The following is a 16,976-nucleotide window of genomic DNA, read 5'->3' as shown; positions in this document are numbered from 1 at the left end:
GATCAGGCCATGAGCGACCTCGACAATTTCATCACCAGCATCCCCAAGGCCGAACTCCACCTGCATATCGAGGGCAGCCTTGAGCCGGAGCTGATGTTTGAACTGGCGCGGCGCAACAAGGTGGCGATCCCCTTTGCCAGCGTCGAGGACGTGCGCGCGGCCTATCAATTCTCGAACCTTCAAGACTTTCTCGACATCTATTATGCCGGGGCGCAGGTCTTGCATACCGAGCAGGATTTCCACGATCTGGCCGCCGCCTATTTTGCGCGGGCGCGCTCCGATGGGGTGCGCCACGCCGAAATCTTCTTCGATCCGCAAACCCATACCGATCGCGGCATTCCCTTCGATGTGGTGATCGAGGGGCTGCTCTCGGGCATGGCGGCGGTCGAGGGAGTGTCGTCCAAACTGATCCTGAGCTTTCTGCGCCATCTGGACGAGGAGGCGGCCTTTGCCACATGGAAAGCTGCGGAAAAATGGCTGGACCGGATCGCAGGCGTTGGCCTCGATTCGTCGGAACTGGGCCATCCGCCTTCGAAATTCGCCCGCGTCTTTGCCGCCGCCGGAGAGGCGGGGCTGAAGCGCGTGGCCCATGCCGGCGAGGAAGGCCCGCCCGCCTATGTCTATGAGGCGCTCGACCTGCTGCATGTCGACCGAATCGACCATGGCAACCGCGCGCTGGAGGACCCCGCGCTGGTCGAGCGTCTGGCGCAATCGGGCATGACGCTGACCGTCTGCCCGCTTTCCAATCTGAAATTATGCGTGGTGGGCGATCTGGCCGATCATCCGATCGACCGGATGCTGGATCTGGGGCTGAACGCCACGGTCAATTCGGATGATCCGGCCTATTTCGGCGGCTATGTTGGCGAAAATTACCGGGCGGTGGCCCATGCGCGCAACCTTGGCAAAGCGCAGATCGTCCAACTGGCGCGCAACAGTTTCACCGGCTCTTTCCTGAGCGAGGCGGAGATTGCCACCCATCTGGCGACAATCGAGGAATTTGCCCGCCAAAACTAGTTTTTGTGCCGCCAAGGGCCGCCCGACTCGGCCCAACCCAAAAAAAGAACAAGCCAAACGGCAATTTTCCCGCTATGGGCGCGCCATATGACGGGCTGCTGGCTGTTGTCGCGCCCTCTTTTGGCCCCTTTGGCGGCCTGCTACCGAATGTTTCCATTCCTCCTGCCCCCACCGGGGCAGAGCCACAAGAGTTTGCATGACCGAATCGAACCTTCCCGCCACGCTCGCCCCCTGCATCCTTCGCGCCATTGAGGCGCAGGGCTACACCTCGCTGACCGAGGTCCAGTCCAGCGTCATCAAGGAGGAAGCGGATGGCCGCGACCTCATCGTTTCGGCGCAGACCGGATCGGGCAAGACGGTGGCCTTTGGCCTTGCCATGGCCAATGACCTGCTGGACGGCGGCGAGACGCTGGCCCCCGCGCGCGATCCGCTCGCGCTCATCATCGCCCCCACGCGCGAACTGGCGCTTCAGGTCAGCCGCGAGCTGACCTGGCTCTATTCGCAGGCGGGTGCGCGGATCGTGACCTGCGTGGGCGGGATGGACCCGGTCAAGGAACGTCGCCAGCTCAACTTTGGCGCGCATATCGTGGTCGGCACGCCGGGCCGTCTGCGCGACCATCTGGAACGCGGGGCGTTTGACCTGTCGGGCCTGAAGGCCATCGTGCTGGACGAAGCCGACGAAATGCTCGACATGGGCTTCCGCGAGGATCTGGAACAGATCCTTGAAGCCACGCCCGAAACCCGCCGCACGCTGCTGTTCTCGGCCACGATGCCGGGTCAGATCGTGGCGCTGGCCCGCCGCTATCAGCGCGACGCGCTGCGCATTTCGACCGTGGGTGAAAACCGCGGCCATGGCGACATCGCCTATCAGGTGATGACCGTGGCCCCGGCCGATATCGAACATGCCGTGGTCAACCTGCTGCGTTTCCATGAGGCCGACACCGCGATCCTGTTCTGCGCCACGCGCGACAATGTGCGCCACCTGCACGCCACGCTGGTCGAGCGCGGTTTTGCCGCCGTGGCCCTGTCGGGCGAGCACAGCCAGAACGAGCGCAACAATGCGCTTCAGGCTCTGCGGGACCGCCGCGCCCGCGTTTGCGTCGCCACCGACGTTGCCGCGCGCGGCATCGACCTGCCCAATCTGACGCTGGTGGTCCATGTGGAAATCCCGCGTGACGCCGAAACGCTTCAGCACCGCTCGGGCCGCACCGGCCGCGCGGGCAAGAAGGGCACCGCTGTTCTCATCGTTCCCTTCCCGCGCCGTCGCCGGGTGGAAATGATGCTGCGCGGCGCGCGGATCGAGGCGGAATGGACCGAAGTGCCCAGCCCCGAAGCCATCCGCACCGCCGACCGCCAGCGCCTGCTCGACAAGCTGCTGGCCCCGGTCGATGCCGAGGATGATGCCGAGGATCTGGCCATTGCCGAGGAACTGCTGGGCCAGCGCAGCGCGCAGGATCTGGCGCTGGCGCTGGTGCGCGCGCATCGCGCCTCGCTGCCCCAGCCCGAGGAACTGATCGCTTCGGCCCCGGACAATATCCGTCAGGCCCATCACCGCGCCGGTTTCGAGGATGTGGCCTGGTTCCGCATCGACATCGGTCGTCAGCAGAACGCCGATCCGCGCTGGATCCTGCCGCTGCTGTGCCGCCGCGGCCATGTCACGCGCGGCGAAATCGGCGCGATCCGCATCGGCGCGAACGAGACCTTTGTGCAGATCCCGCGCAATCTGGCCGACCGTTTCGGCAATGCCGTGGCGCGCACCGCCATTCCGGGCAGCGACGATGAGGCCGGTGTCAATATCGAGCCCAGCGTCACCGGCCCGCGCGAACAGGCCCGCGAGCACCGCAAGGGCCGCCATGCGCCCGGCGCGCGCCGTCCTCCGCACAGCGAGGGCCATGCCCAGCACCCCAATGGCGTGAAGCCCTATCGCCCCAAGCCTGCGGGCGGCGGCAAGGGCGGCTTTGGCGGCGGCTTCAAGGGCAAGGGCCCGCGCGGCCGCGACTGAGCCTGATAGGCCTTCAAACAAAAGGGCGGCGGAACCGGGATGGTTCCGCCGCCCTTTTTGTTGTGTCCGGTAATCTGCGCCGGTTGGGGCTGGCGCAGGATCAAAGCATCAGGCGAAGGCTTCCGCATCGACCGCTTCGGCGGGCTTGCGCGCAAACCAGCCGAAATAGGCGATCACCGCATAGCAGATCGCGGGCAGCGCCAGCGACAGAGCAAGGCTGCCCATGCCGTCGGCAATCGCGCCCGTGGCCAGAGGCACCACCGCGCCGCCGAAAATGGCGATGTTGATGATGCCCGAACCGTCCGCCGCCTTGGGGCCAAGCCCTTCGCAGGCAAGGCTGAAGATGGTGGGGAACATGATCGAGTTCATCAGGCCAATCAGCAGCAGGCTGTAGGCCGCGACCGACCCATGCGTGTTGGTGGAAATCAGGATCAGCGCAATCGCGCCAATCGCGTTGAAGGTCAGCACCTTGCCCGGCGAAACCACGCGCAGCAATGCAGACCCTGCAAAACGGCCCACCAGCGCACCCGCCCAGTAATAGGGAATATAGGCGCCAGCGCCCGCATCCGTCAGGCCCAGCACGGCGGGCTGCTTGAGATAATTGACGATCAGCGAACCGATCGACACTTCCGCGCCGACATAGAGGAAGATGCAAAGCGCGCCCAGACCGAAACGCTTTTCCGAAAGCAGCGCGAAACCGGCGGCCAGCGAGGTCTGCTCATGCTGCTCGCCCTTGAGGCGGTTGCGGTTGAACCACACCACAGCGGCCACCAGCGCCAGCGCGGCGGCCAGAGCGGTGTAGGTGTTCACCACATGCTGTGTCTCGGCCATGCGATAGGCGTCAAGCGCCGGACCGGTCAGGTCCTCGACCTTCACATCCTTGAGCTTGCCAAGGATGATCGGCGCGCCCACCAGCGGGAAGATCACCGTGCCAAGGCTGTTGAAAGCCTGCGCAAAGGTCAGGCGGCTGTGCGCCGTCTTGGCGGGGCCAAGCAGCGAGATCAGCGGATTGGTGACGACCTGCACCACCACCACGCCGCTGGCCAGCACGAAGAGAGCGGCAAGGAAGATCGCATAGGTCGCGCTTTTGGACGCCGGGATGAAGAGCAGGCAGCCCACCATCATCGTGAGCAGCCCCGCCACCGCGCCGCGCATATAGCCAATCCGCTTGACCAGCGCGGCACCGGGCAGGCCGATCAGCGCATAGGCGGTGAAGAAGCAGAACTGCACCAGCATCGCCTGGGTGTAATTCAGCGTGAAGAGTTCCTTCAGCTTGGGAATGATCACGTCATTCAGGCTGGTGATGCCGCCGAAGATGAAGAACAGCGCCATGACAAACAGGCGCAATTCGGGTGCGTCGATATTCTGGCCCGCTTGCGCGCTGCCTTTGGTGTCTGGAGCCAATGCCATGGGCGTAAATTCCCCCTCCTCTTGTGCCTTTGTGCGCCTGTCATATCGACAGATCCCGTTGCAGCAATGGCGCGGCCGCACATATACGTTTGCAAAGCGCCAATTGACCTAGCCCTCGGCAATATCGACAACGCTGTCAAGCGTCTGGCCGCCACGCATACGCTTGCAAAATGCCCCGGCATGACGAAAAAGCGACGAATGGTGCCCACATCCCTCTCTGTTCAGCCTGTTGTGGATGCCTCGGCATGGCTGATGCCATGGCTGGATATGGCGGCCACGGCCGTTTTTGCTCTCTCGGGCGCGCTGGCGGCGGCGCGGATGCGCAAGACGCTGGTCACTTTCATGTTCTTTGGCGCGATCACGGGCGTTGGCGGGGGCACCTTGCGCGATGTGCTGATCGGGGCGCCGGTGTTCTGGATGCATCGGTCCGCGCCGATTGCGATCTGTCTGGGCGCGGCGCTGCTGGTGTGGTTCACGCCGCGCCGGATCTGGCCCGAACAGGCGCTGGAATGGTTCGACGGGATCGGGCTTGCTGCCTACAGCGTGTTTGGCGCGGCCAAGGCGCTGTCCTTGGGCATACCGCCGCTGCCCGCCGCGATCATGGGGGTGGTGACGGCGTGCATGGGCGGGATTTTCCGCGATATGCTGGCGGGGGTGCCCTCGATCGTGTTGCGGCCCGAAATCTATGTGACGGCGGCGGCGCTGGCGGCGGGCTCCTATGTCGCGCTGGTCAGCATGGGGGCGCATGGCGGGCTGGCGATGGGGGTGGGCTTTCTGGGCGGGCTGATCCTGCGCTTTGCCGCGATCCGCTGGCAATTGGGGCTGCCAGCCTACAAAGACCTATAGCCGCTTGCCAGTAAACCCTATTCGGCGCAGACAGTGACCCATGCGTCATAAAGAGCTCCGTCTCGCTCTGGTCTGTTACGGGGGCATCAGCCTCGCGGTTTACATGCATGGCGTGACCAAGGAGGTGTGGAAGCTGGCCCGCGCCAGCCGCCTGCGCCACAGCCCCGACAATCTTTTGCCCAGCGAGCGGATCTATGCCGACCTGCTGAACGCCATCGCGGATCGCACGGCCACCCAATTGCGGGTGCTGCCCGATATTGTCGCCGGGGCCAGCGCGGGGGGCCTCAACGGCGTGTTTCTGGCCCAGGCCATCCACAGCGGACAATCGCTCGAGCCGCTGACCCGCCTGTGGCTGGAGCGGGCCGATATCGACTGCCTGCTCGATGCCGACGATCAGGGCTGGACCGGCTTTGCCAAGCAATGGGCGGTGCCTCTGGTGCGAATGCTGCTGACGCGCACCTCGCCCATATCGCACACTTCATCGGCCATTGAGGACGAGATCAGGGCCAAGCTCAACCGGCTGGTGCGCTCGCGCTGGTTCGAGGCGCCGTTCAGCGGGATCGGCTTTTCCCGCCTGATCGCCGAGGCGCTCGATGCCATGGCGGGCGGCGCCTGCGGGGTGCCGCTCCTGCCCCGCGGCCATCCGCTCGACCTGTTCACCACCGCCACCGATTATGCGGGCCACCCCGAGAAAGTCGCGCTGCACAGCCCGCCATGGGTCGAGGAACGCGAACATCGCGTGGACATCAGCTTTCGCGCCCATGCCGGATACGGGGTGCTGGCGGCCTTGCCCGAACTGGTCTTTGCCGCGCGCGCCTCGGCCAGTTTTCCGGGCGCATTCCCGCCGCTGCTGCCAGTCGAAATCGACCGGCTGATGGCCGAACGCGACGAGGTATGGAGCGGGCGCAGCGCCTTTCTCTCGCGCGTGCTGCCCGCCCATTTCGCCGCCGGGACCGTGAATGAGGCGGCGTTGATGGATGGTTCGATCCTCGTCAACGCACCCTTTGCGCAAGCCATCGCCGCCCTGCCCTCGCGCCCGGCCGAGCGCGAGGTGGACCGCCGCCTGCTCTATATCGACCCCACGCAGGACGCGGTTGCCAACGTCCGGCCCACCGGCGCGCCGGGCTTTTTCAGTGTCATCTTTCGCGCGATTTCCACCATCCCGCGCGAACAGCCGATCCGCGACAATCTGGAGGCTCTGGCCCGCCAATCGGCGGACATGGCCCGCGTGCGACAGATCATGGCCGCGATCCAGCCCGAGGTGGAGGCCTCGGTTCGTCTGGCGCTGGGGCGCGATGTGCTCAACACCTGCCCCGATGGGGTCCAGATGGCGGCATGGCGTCAGGCTTCCCATGCCGCCGCCGTCGAACAGGCCGGGTTTGCCTATCAGGCCTATGCGCGGATGAAGCTGGAGATCACGCTGGACGCGCTGGCGCAGGCGTTAACCCCTGAGGGGCCGATGGCGGCGCCTGCGGAGCAGTCCGGCGCGGCGATCCGCCATGCGCTGGGCCGCTGGGCCCATGCCAATCTGCGCCCCAGAGGCACCGCCGGGCAAAGCATGTCGAGCGAGATGCAGGACTTCCTGCGCAGCCATGACAGCGGATTTCGCCTGCGCCGGATGCGCCATCTGATCCGCCGGTTGGAGGAAGCGCGCGAGGAATTGAGCGATGTTTCGGCCCATCATCACGGCATCGCGCGCGATGCGGCATGGCAGGGGCTGTCGCTGGCGCTGAGCATGGCCTCGCCGATCCCGGTCGATTCGGGGCACGTGCTGGTTAATCCGGGCGAAGTGCTGCGCGAAATGGCAGCGGCGGGCGCGCTGCCCCAACTGGACGCGCGGATCGATGCGCTGCTGGTCGAGGCGATCCGCCATCTCCCGGCCGCGCTGGGACAGGTGATGCTGCTGGCCTATCTGGGCTTTGCCTTTTACGATCTGGCCACGCTGACGCTGACGCGCGGACAGGGCGAGGCCGAGATGAACCCGGTCAAGATTGACCGCATATCGCCGCGCGATGTGGCGGGGGGGACAAGCGCCACGGGCCTGTCGCGCCGTTTGAAAGGCGAAGAATTTCATCACTTTGCCGCTTTCTTCAGCCGCGCCTATCGCGAACATGATTACTTGATGGGGCGGCTACACGGCGCCACGCGCATGGTCGATCTGTTAAACTCCACCGCCCCCGGCGCCATCGACCCGCAGGAAACGGCAAGGATGGTCAACGCCCTGTTTCAGGCGATTCTCGACGAGGAGCAGGACAAGCTGACAGCCGATTCGGGCCTGATCGAAAGCCTGCGGGCCGAGCTTCTGATTCGTCCCCATTAAGAATTTACCCCCCGAAAAACCCCGGTTTCCCAAGAAACTCGCGCCAGGAACGCCTCAAAGTTAGCGTTTGTTAACCAATTACGTGCAGGTTTATACGGGAACAAACCTAGGGGTCGATTCATGCGTAAGGACGTGGCCAATCTGCTGGCCAAATTGGGCAAGCGGGACTTCCATTACCAGGAATTTGCGGATCGCTTCAGCGATGTCGAGCTCTGGCCCCTGTTTGAAACGCTGATCCACGATCCGCGCATCCTCAACGCTCCTCCGGCCGAGGATCATGGCGAGGTGGCGATCACCGCCAATGCCGCAACCACAGCGGCGACCCCTGCCCCGGCGGCCACGCTGGCCGCGATCGCGCCTGCCCGTCCCGAAAGCGAAGCATCGGGCGGCGATGCAGCACCGGCCTCCAAGGATCTGAGCAGCCTGTTCGCCCGCTATGGCGGCCAGAACACCGAGGATGCGCCCGGCGATGTCCATGCCCTGCTGCAAAAGCTGGCCCAGCAAATCGAACAAGGAAAGCTCTGATGCCGCTGATCCTTTGCCATTCGCCCAAGGGCGGCGCCGGCACCAGCTTTGTGGCCGCGCATCTGGCCATGGCTCTGGCCGAGGCCGGGCATGGCGCCACCGCCATCGACATGACCCGTCAGGACAGCCTCAAGCTCTATTTCGGCCTGAAACCGATCAGCGAGATCCCCGATCTGGAAGCGCCTGAAAACCAGGGGCTGACCATTGGCGGGGTGTCGCTGCGTCAGGGCTGGCGCGCCACGCACGCGCCCGCCTTTGCCAATGCGCTCGACAATGGCGAGCTGCCCTTTTCGGGCGGCACTTTCGTGGTGGCCGATATTGCCGCAGACGATACGATGCTGCGCGATCAACTGCTGCCCCATGCCTCGCTGATGGTGGTGCCGGTTTCGCCCACCGCGCTGGGTCTGGCCGCGCTGACGCAGGTGGTGCCGGGCACGCCGCTGATCGATCTGGATTACACCGCCTTCATCATCAACCGGCTGGATGAAACCCGCCGCTTTGCCCGCAACGCCAACAGCTTCCTGCGCGAACTGCTGGGGGGCAAGCTGATCGGGTCGATCCATGAGGACGAATCGGTCAACGAAGCCGTCGCCATGGCCAAGCTGTTGCCCGCCCATGCTCCGGCCAGCGGCGCTCTGGCCGACATTCGCGCTCTGGCCAAGACCATTGCGCAGGTCTGTGCGCCCCCCCAGACGGAGGAAGAAGCGGCGTGATCGACTATCTCCCCAGGATCGGACGTTTGTTCGGATGGGCGCTGCTGGCGATGATCGCCGTGGCGGTCATCACCGTGCCTCTGGATGCCAAATCGCAATGGCAATTTGCCGGCGCCACGATCGTGGGCGCGCTGATCATCAACCGCTGGAAATCGCAGAAGGGCGCGCTGGCCATCGGCCTGCTCTCGCTGATCGTGTCCACCCGCTATCTGTTCTGGCGCACGACCCAGACGCTCTCCTTCGGCGGCCCGCTCGAAGCGATGCTGGGCACCGGCCTGTATCTGGCCGAAGCCTATGCCTGGGTCATCCTCGTGCTGGGCTTTATCCAGACCAGCTGGCCGCTCTATCGCCCCGTGGTGGAACCCGCAGGCGATCCCTCGCAATGGCCCACGGTGGACGTTTACATCCCCACCTATAACGAGAGCCTCTCGATCGTGCGCAACACGGTCTATGCCGCGATGGATATGGATTATCCGGCCGACCGCTTCAACGTCTATATCCTGGACGACGGCAAGCGCCCGGAATTCAAGGCTTTCGCCCGCAAGGCGGGATGCGGCTACATCACGCGCGACAACAATCTGCACGCCAAGGCGGGCAATATGAACGCGGCGATGAAAAAGACCGACGGCAAGCTGATCGCCATCTTCGACTGCGACCACGTGCCGACGCGCTCGTTCCTGCAGCTCTCGGTCGGCTGGTTTGACAAGGACCCCAAGCTGGCGCTGATGCAGACGCCGCACCACATGTATTCGCCCGATCCGGTCCAGCGCAATCTGGGCAATGTGGTGGGCGACATGCCGGGCGAAGGCGACCTGTTCTATGGCCCGGTGCAGGGCGGCAACGATCTGTGGAACGCGGCTTTCTTCTGCGGCTCCTGCGCGATCATCCGCCGCGAGGCGCTGGAAATCACCAACGGCTTTGCCGGTGAAACCGTGACCGAGGACGCGCATACCGCACTCAAGCTGCAGCGCATGGGCTGGAACACCGGCTACCTGGAGGCGCGCCTGTCGGCGGGCCTTGCCACCGAACGTTTCGTTCTGCACGTGGGCCAGCGCATCCGCTGGGCGCGCGGCATGACCCAGATCCTGCGCATCGACTGCCCGCTGTTCGGCAGGGGGCTGAGCATCACCCAGCGCCTGTGCTATCTCAACGCCATGATGCACTTTCAGTTTCCGCTGCCGCGCATCGTGTTTTTGACCAGCCCGCTGGCCTATCTGATCTTTGGCCAGAACATCATTCAGGCCTCGGCCTCGCTGATCTTCGCCTTCTCCGCGCCCCACCTCGTCTGTTCGCAGGTGTTCAGCGGCCGTTCGCAGCTTGGCTGGCGCCGCCCGTTCTGGGGCGAGGTCTATGAGACCATGCTGGCCTTCCATCTGGTCAAGCCCACGGTCATGACCTGGTTCCAGCCGCGCAAGGGCAAGTTCAACGTCACCGACAAGGGCGACCTGCTGGACCAGACCTTCTTCGACTGGGCCATTGTGAAGCCCCATCTGGTGGCCATCGCGCTGCTGGCGGGGGCCGTCTCGATGGGCTGGATCAAGCTGCTGTTCTTCCAGTCCAGCTTCAACATCCAGATCGACACGCTGCTGCTCAACACCGCCTGGGCCAGCTTCTCGCTGATCATCCTGCTGGCCGCCGTCTCGGTGGCGCGCGAAACGCGTCAGGCGCGCAAGGACATCCGCATCCATGCCGAACTGCCCGTCACGCTCTATCTGAAGTCGGGCCATGCCATTACCGGCGTCACGCGTGACATCTCGATGGGCGGCGCGGCGATTGCTCTTCCCGCCGATCTGCCGGTGCGCGAACCTGAACTGACCCATATCGCGCTGGATATGGACGCCGATCGTTTGGTTATTCCTGTGGATACTATTCGCACGGCGCGCGGATACGCATTTGTACGGTTCCACCCGCTGGACATGGCCATGGGCCGCAAGCTAGTGCGTGCCGTTATGGGACGGGCGGATGCGTGGCAAATGTCGGCACCCGATCCGGTTGGGGAACTGCGGTCTGTGAAAGATATTCTTGCCGTCGATCTGATGACGTTGAAGCGCCTGCTTGGTCTGAATGTCGAGGAACGTCGCCGGATGCGTGCCCAGCGTGCGCAAATGGCGGCCGCCAACGCCGAATTGCCCAGCAAGCCCGTTCCGGCCGCCAAGGAGGCCGCCAAGGACAAGCCGATGGCGCGCCCCGAAGCGTCGTCCGAACCGGTCGAGGCAGAGGCCGCCCTGGCCGAACGCCCGATGCTGATGGCCCGCCCGGTGGCCGCGCCCAAGGGGCTGGCCGGGATCAAGGCCGCCGCCTGCCTGCTGGCGGTCATGGCCGCCTCGATGCTGGCCCCGCATGATGCCTTGCGCGCCCAGGCTCCGGTGGCCGCTGCCGCCACCGCCGCGCCCGAGGCCGCCGCCCCGGCCGCACCGCTGATCTCGGCGGGCACCACCGGCACGCGCCGCGAACATCTGACCTTCAAGGACCTGCGCATCAAGACGCCGATCCGTCTGGCGGGCACGCGCGGCGAAATCGGCATTCCCTTCGGCATGCGCCCCAATGATATCGTCACCGACGCGCTGGTCACGCTGCGCGCGGCATGGAGCCCGGCGCTGCTGGGCGACCTGTCGCAGCTCGTCGTGCTGCTCAATGGCGAGGTGGTCCAGACCGTTGCGCTGACCCGCGACAATGCAGGCGGCATCACGCTCAAGATCCCGGTCAATCCCGCGCTGTTCCTGCCCGGCGACAACCAGCTCAACCTGCGCCTGATCGCGCATTATGCCCGCGATTGCGAGGACCCGTTCCACTCCTCGCTCTGGGCCAATGTCAGCAATGTCCAGTCCGGCTTTGACCTGACCGTGCAGTCGCTGCCCAAGGCGCCCGATCTGGCCAGCCTGCCCGGCCCGTTCTTTGACCGCCACGACAATGGCGCGCTGCATCTGCCTTTTGTGTTTGCCGCCGCGCCCACGCATGGCGATCTGGAAGCCGCCGCCAGCATCTCCTCGTGGATGGGCAGCCTGGCCTCGTATCGCGGCTTTGCCTTCAAGCCGATGGTAGGCCGCCTGCCCACCGGCAATGCGATCGTGTTCATGAAGGCCCCCGCGCTGGGCATCAATGTGCCGATCAATGGCGCGACCGCCACAATGATCCGCAACCCGGCCGATTCCAGCGGCATGCTGCTGGTGATTGCCGGGCGCAATGATGCCGAAATCCGCCTTGCCGCCGCCGCTCTGGCCAGCGCCAAGGGCATTCCGGGCGGCGCGCAGATGAGCTTTGACAATGCCCGCATCCCCACCTGGCCGCGCTATGGCGCGCCGCGCTGGCTGACCACGGGCCGCGAGGTCAAGCTGGGCGAGGTCATGGCGCCTTATGCGCTGGTGGGCATGGGCCTGCCGCCGGGCCCGCTGGCCGCGCGTTTCCGCCTTGCGCCCGACCTGTTCTTCTGGCCCCGTCAGGGCGGCTCGCTCAATCTTGGCTATATCTATCCCGACGCCAAGTGGCTGGACCGCGAAGGTTCGCGCATGGATGTGTCGATCAACGGCCAGTTCCTGAAAACCCTGCCGCTGACCGGCATGAGCTGGTGGCAGCGCCTGTGGTATGGTTCGGGCGCCAACAGCGTCAATGGTCGCGGCAGCGTGGGCCTGCCCCGCTACAACCTGTTCGGCTCGAACGAGATCGTCTTCGACTATAACCTGATCATGGCCGACAAGCAGAAGTGCACCGGCACGCTGCCCGACAATGTGCGCGTGGGCCTCGATCCCAATTCGACGATCAACCTGACCGGCGCATGGCACGGGCTGCAGATGCCCGATCTGGCCAGCTTTGCGGGCGCGGGCTATCCCTTCACCGTGCGCCCCGACCTGTCGGAAACCGTGGTGGTGATGGACGAACATCCCAGCGAACCCGCGATCGAGGCATTCCTCGACATGATGGGCCGTCTGGGCGATTCGACCGGCGTGGCCACCACGGGCGTTACCGTTTCGATGGGCGGCAATGGTGAACAGACCGCTGACCATGATGTGCTCGTGATCGGCAGCGCCAATCTGGCGGGCGGGGCGCTGTTTGCCAATGCGCCGCTGCGCAACGAGGGCGGCTCGCTCAAGGTCACCGAGCGCTCGCCCCTGCAATATGTCGAGAGCCTGCTGGGCGGCTGGGGCAAGGACAACAAGGAAGACGTCGAGAACACCGTCTATGCCTCCAAGGGCTTTAACGGCATCGTCGCCTTTGAATCGCCCATCTCCTCTGGCCGCAGCGTGGTCGCGCTGATTGCGGATGACACCGCCACCCTGCCCCAGTTGGTCGACGGCATGAATGACGACAAGATCAACGCCCAGATTCAGGGCGACCTTGCCGTCACCACCGGCGATGGCATGAACAGCTTTGCCATTGGTCCGCGCTATTGGGCCGGCAGCCTGCCGCTCTGGATGAAGATGGCCTATTGGTTCAGCCAGCGCCCGCTGTTGATGGCGCTGAGCGGGGTGCTGCTTGCCCTGCTGCTGACGGGCCCTGTCTATCTGATCTTTGCCCGCCAGGCCAAGAAGCGCCTGCAGGGTGAAGCGCCTGCCGACCTGAACCAGCACAAGGGAGACAAGAAGTGAGCATCGCCTCTCAACGCCGCGCAATGCGCTGGAATACCGGCGTAGCGCTGGCCGCAGCGATGCTGGCCTCGGGTATGGTATCCGCGCCCGCCCATGCGCAGGCATCGGGGGTCAAGACCCTGCTGGATCAGGCCCAATATTGGGAAGGCAAGGGGCGCCACGATCTGGCCGTGCAGGCATGGCGCCGCGCGCTGGAGCTGGACCCGGGCAATGCGGTGGCCAAGCGCGCGCTGGCGCCCGCCGCAGCGCCCGCCCCCGCGCCCCAGCCGACCCGCACTCTGGCGGCCATGCCCCAGCCCGCCCGCGCACCGGCTCCGCGCCCGGTAACGCCGCGCGCCGCGCCTGCGCCCGCCCCGGCTGCGGCCGAAAAGCCCGCGCCGCGCCCTGCCGCACCCGCCGGACCTTCGGCGGCCGACCGCGCCGGTCAGGCCCGCGTCATCGGCTTCCGCGAGTTGCAGGACAATGATCTGGACAGCGCCGAGCGTCAGTTCCAATCCGCGCTGAGCCGCAACAAGCGCGACGCCGATGCGCTGGGCGGCCTTGGTCTGGTCGATCTGAAGCGCGGCCGCTTTGCGCAGGCCCGCGATCAACTGGCGCAGGCCAGCCAGTTGGGCGATGCGTCCAAGTGGAAGGAAGCGCTGGAATCAGCGCGCTATTTCGCCTCGCTTCAGGAAGCGCAGGCGATGGTCACGCGCGGCGCTCTGGACGATGCCCGCAAGGCCGCCGAGGCGCTGATCCGCTCGGGCTATGCCGAAAATGGCGGCGCCTATGAATTGCTGGCCGACATTTACGAACGTCAGGGCCGCTTTGCCGATGCCGCCGACCTCTATCGTCAGGCAGGCGGCGAGGACAGCCCCAACGGCCAGCGGCTGCAAAGCCGCGCGGCGCGCGGGGCGGCTCTGTCGGCGGCGGCGCGCGGCGATGATTTCGGCGCGGAACAGGCGTTTCAGCAGGGCATCATGCTGGACCAGAACGATCCGTGGATCCGCTATGAATTTGCCCGCTTCATGATCCGCCGCGGCCGCGTGCCCGAAAGCGAGAGCCTGATCGCCTCGCTCTCTTCCTCGACCGATCCCGACGCGCTTTATGCCGCTGCGATGCTGAACGCCGATCTGGGCCGCACCGCCAATGCGCAAGGGTTGATCGACCGCATTCCCGACGAGGCCCGCTCGGCCCCGATGCGCAATTTCGCCATCGGACTGAAGATCGACACCGCCATCATCCGCGCCAAGCAGATCGGCGCCAATGGCCAGAAGGGCGAAGCGGTCGGCGTGCTCAAGCAATTGGGCGGCACCAAGGGTCTTTCGCCGATCAAGCAGGCCGCGATTGCCGAGGCGCTGCTCGATCTGGGCGACAATTTCGATGCCGCCGCGATGGCGCAGCAGGCGATCAACGGACCGGTTTCGGAAATCGCCGGTTATGAGGCCATCCTGCGCGTGGCCGTGCGCACGGGGCGCGACGATCTGGCGCGCACCGCGATGGCCAAGGCGACGCAATTGGCCGCGGGCGATCCCAATGGTCAGCGCGCCGTGGCCCGCATGGCCGCCAGCGCCGCCGCCCAGCAGGCCGACCGCCTGCGTCAGGCCGGTCAGTTCGCCCAGGCCTTCGACGTGCTCCAGACCGCCTTCAACGCCGCGCCCGACAGCCCGGAGATCCTTTCCTCGCTGGCGCGGCTCTATCAGTCGGGCCGGATGAATGCCCGCGCGGCGCAGACCTTCCAGATGATTCTGGTGCGCGATCCCAAGAACCGCGACGCGCTCTCGGGCCTGATGGAAACCGCGCAGGCGGCCGGCGACAAGAGCCTGAGCCAGCAGGCGCAGACCCAGTTGCTGCGCGAAAATCCGAACAATTACGAAGTCTGGCTGGCCGCCGCCCGCACCGAGCAGGCACGCGGCAATGCCTCGGCCGCCACGCGCTATTTCAAACAGGCCCGCGAGGTCTATCAGCGCAGCAGCGGGACGAACAACGGCGCCAATCCCTTCGCCTCCTCGCCCTTTGCCGCCGATGGCGCGCAGGTGGCCCAGCAGGCCCCCGACGCCAACCCCTTCCGCGCGCAGCAGCAACAGCAGCAGCCCGCCGCGCCCGCCATGCCCAACCCCTTTGCCCTTGGCGGCGGCACGCGCCTGCAGATGAGCGCGCCCGCGCAGCAGAACAGCTTTGCGCCCCAAAACGGGTTCGGGCAAAACGGGGCCGCGCAGAGCGGCTTCTCTCCGCAGGGCAATTATGGCGCCCAGCAGGTTCCCACCGCCTATCAGGGCAATAATTTCGCCCCGCAATCAGCCCCGGCTCCGGCCACATGGGGCGGTCTGCCGGGCAATGGCTTTGCCGGAGGCGCCCAGAATAACGCCGCCCCTTTCGCCGCGACCCCGCAAGCGCCCGTCGATCCGGTGCTGGCGGGAATTGAGCGCGACATCGCCGGGCTGGCCGCCGACAATGGCCCGCGCGCCGAGGTCAACGCCTCGTTCCGCGCGCGCAAGGGTGAAGCGGGCCTCTCGCAATTGAGCGAGATGAAGACCAATGCCCAGCTTTCCACCGGGCTTGGCCGCGGCCGCGTCTTTGCCCGCGCCGAAGCGGTGGTGATTGATGCCGGGCGTCCGACGGGCTCGGGCCTTGCGCGCTTTGGCACCAATGCCACGATCGAGGCGCAGGCCATCGTCAACAAGGTCGCCTCGGCGCTGATCAATGCCGAGACCCAGCGCGCCTCGGGCGTGGCGCTGAGCGCAGGCTATGCCGACAAGCTGGTGCAGATCGAAGGCGGCACCACGCCGGTCGGCTTTGGCAGCACCAAGGCGACATGGCGCGTGGCCGTCACCCCGCAACTCTCCGAGCATGCCACGGCGCGCGCATGGTTTGAACGCAAGCCGGTGACCGACAGCGTCGTCTCCTATGCCGGAACGCGCGACCCCGTGACGGGCCAGACCTGGGGCCAGGTCATGCGCACCGGGGGCGGTGTTGGTTACTCGTACGAAAACAATGGCAATGGCGCCTATGGCGACGTCAGCTACAACCGTTACAACGGCACGAATACGCGCAAGAACCGCAATGTCGAGGTCAATGTCGGCGGCTATATGCGGGCATGGCGCGATGAACACTCGTCGATCACGGCCGGGATGAACATCAATTACCAATCCTATGGCAACAATCAAAACGAGTTCACCTGGGGTCAGGGCGGCTATTTCAGCCCGCAAAGCTTCCTCGCGCTCAGCTTCCCGGTCCGTTATGCCTATGAAAAGGGCAATCTGGATCTGAAGGTGTCCGGCACGCCCGGCTTCCAGAGCTTCTCGCAGAACCGCACCAACCTGTATCCCCCGGCCAATGCGGCCGCACAGGCCCAGCTCGACGCGCTCAAGGCCCTCAACAGCGATGTGCGGAATTATTACGACAGTCTGAGCAAGACCGGTTTCGGCATGTCGGCCCAGACCTCGCTCTACTATCGCATCGGCCCGGCCACCCGCGTGGGCGGCGAAGTCAGCTACAACACATTCGGCAATTATGACGAATTCCGCTCGATGCTGGGCATTCGTCAATCCCTTGGCAGCACCAAATAAGGGAGGAGGGCATCA

At 65.5% G+C, this 16,976-nt stretch carries 9 protein-coding genes; 8 read left to right on the top strand and 1 reads right to left on the bottom strand.

The window, feature by feature from the left end:
* Positions 1–9 precede the first annotated feature (9 nt).
* Together FHW92_RS15330 and FHW92_RS15325 are read left to right on the top strand one after the other, a co-directional pair.
* Positions 10–1,014 (top strand): adenosine deaminase, encoded by a 1,005-nt coding sequence (locus tag FHW92_RS15330; protein ID WP_168604159.1) that lies wholly within the window; start codon positions 10–12, stop codon positions 1,012–1,014.
* 196 nt (positions 1,015–1,210) lie between these two features.
* Positions 1,211–3,016 (top strand): DEAD/DEAH box helicase, encoded by a 1,806-nt coding sequence (locus FHW92_RS15325; protein ID WP_168604158.1) that lies wholly within the window; start codon positions 1,211–1,213, stop codon positions 3,014–3,016.
* A 108-nt stretch (positions 3,017–3,124) separates the two neighbouring features.
* Here FHW92_RS15325 and FHW92_RS15320 read toward each other — a convergent pair whose 3' ends face one another.
* Positions 3,125–4,426 carry a sugar MFS transporter gene (locus FHW92_RS15320; protein ID WP_168604157.1) on the bottom strand — a complete coding sequence of 434 codons (1,302 nt, stop codon included), beginning with the start codon at positions 4,424–4,426 and terminating at the stop codon, positions 3,125–3,127.
* A 198-nt stretch (positions 4,427–4,624) separates the two neighbouring features.
* Here FHW92_RS15320 and FHW92_RS15315 point away from each other — a divergent pair, with 198 nt between their 5' ends.
* From FHW92_RS15315 to FHW92_RS15290, 6 genes are all read left to right on the top strand, one after another.
* Positions 4,625–5,272: a trimeric intracellular cation channel family protein gene (locus FHW92_RS15315; RefSeq protein ID WP_168604156.1), complete on the top strand. Its 648-nt coding sequence runs from the start codon at positions 4,625–4,627 to the stop codon at positions 5,270–5,272.
* Between the two features lie 40 nt (positions 5,273–5,312).
* Positions 5,313–7,592: a patatin-like protein gene (locus FHW92_RS15310; RefSeq protein WP_168604155.1), complete on the top strand. Its 2,280-nt coding sequence runs from the start codon at positions 5,313–5,315 to the stop codon at positions 7,590–7,592.
* 120 nt (positions 7,593–7,712) lie between these two features.
* On the top strand, positions 7,713–8,117 hold the full coding sequence (locus tag FHW92_RS15305; RefSeq protein ID WP_168604154.1) for a hypothetical protein: 405 nt from the start codon (positions 7,713–7,715) through the stop codon (positions 8,115–8,117).
* On the top strand, positions 8,117–8,830 hold the full coding sequence (locus FHW92_RS15300) for a division plane positioning ATPase MipZ (RefSeq protein ID WP_168604153.1): 714 nt from the start codon (positions 8,117–8,119) through the stop codon (positions 8,828–8,830). Before FHW92_RS15305 ends, FHW92_RS15300 begins: the two co-directional genes overlap by 1 nt.
* Positions 8,827–13,413 carry a UDP-forming cellulose synthase catalytic subunit gene (gene bcsA, locus FHW92_RS15295; protein ID WP_349237695.1) on the top strand — a complete coding sequence of 1,529 codons (4,587 nt, stop codon included), beginning with the start codon at positions 8,827–8,829 and terminating at the stop codon, positions 13,411–13,413. Before FHW92_RS15300 ends, bcsA begins: the two co-directional genes overlap by 4 nt.
* Complete coding sequence (locus FHW92_RS15290; protein ID WP_349237694.1) at positions 13,410–16,961, top strand: cellulose synthase subunit BcsC-related outer membrane protein; 3,552 nt, start codon at positions 13,410–13,412, stop codon at positions 16,959–16,961. Before bcsA ends, FHW92_RS15290 begins: the two co-directional genes overlap by 4 nt.
* Positions 16,962–16,976: the final 15 nt, after the last annotated feature.

The organism is Novosphingobium sp. SG707, assembly GCF_012275515.1.
In the GTDB taxonomy this organism is placed as follows: Bacteria; Pseudomonadota; Alphaproteobacteria; order Sphingomonadales; family Sphingomonadaceae; genus Novosphingobium.
This window is presented reverse-complemented; position numbering and strand designations above follow the sequence as displayed.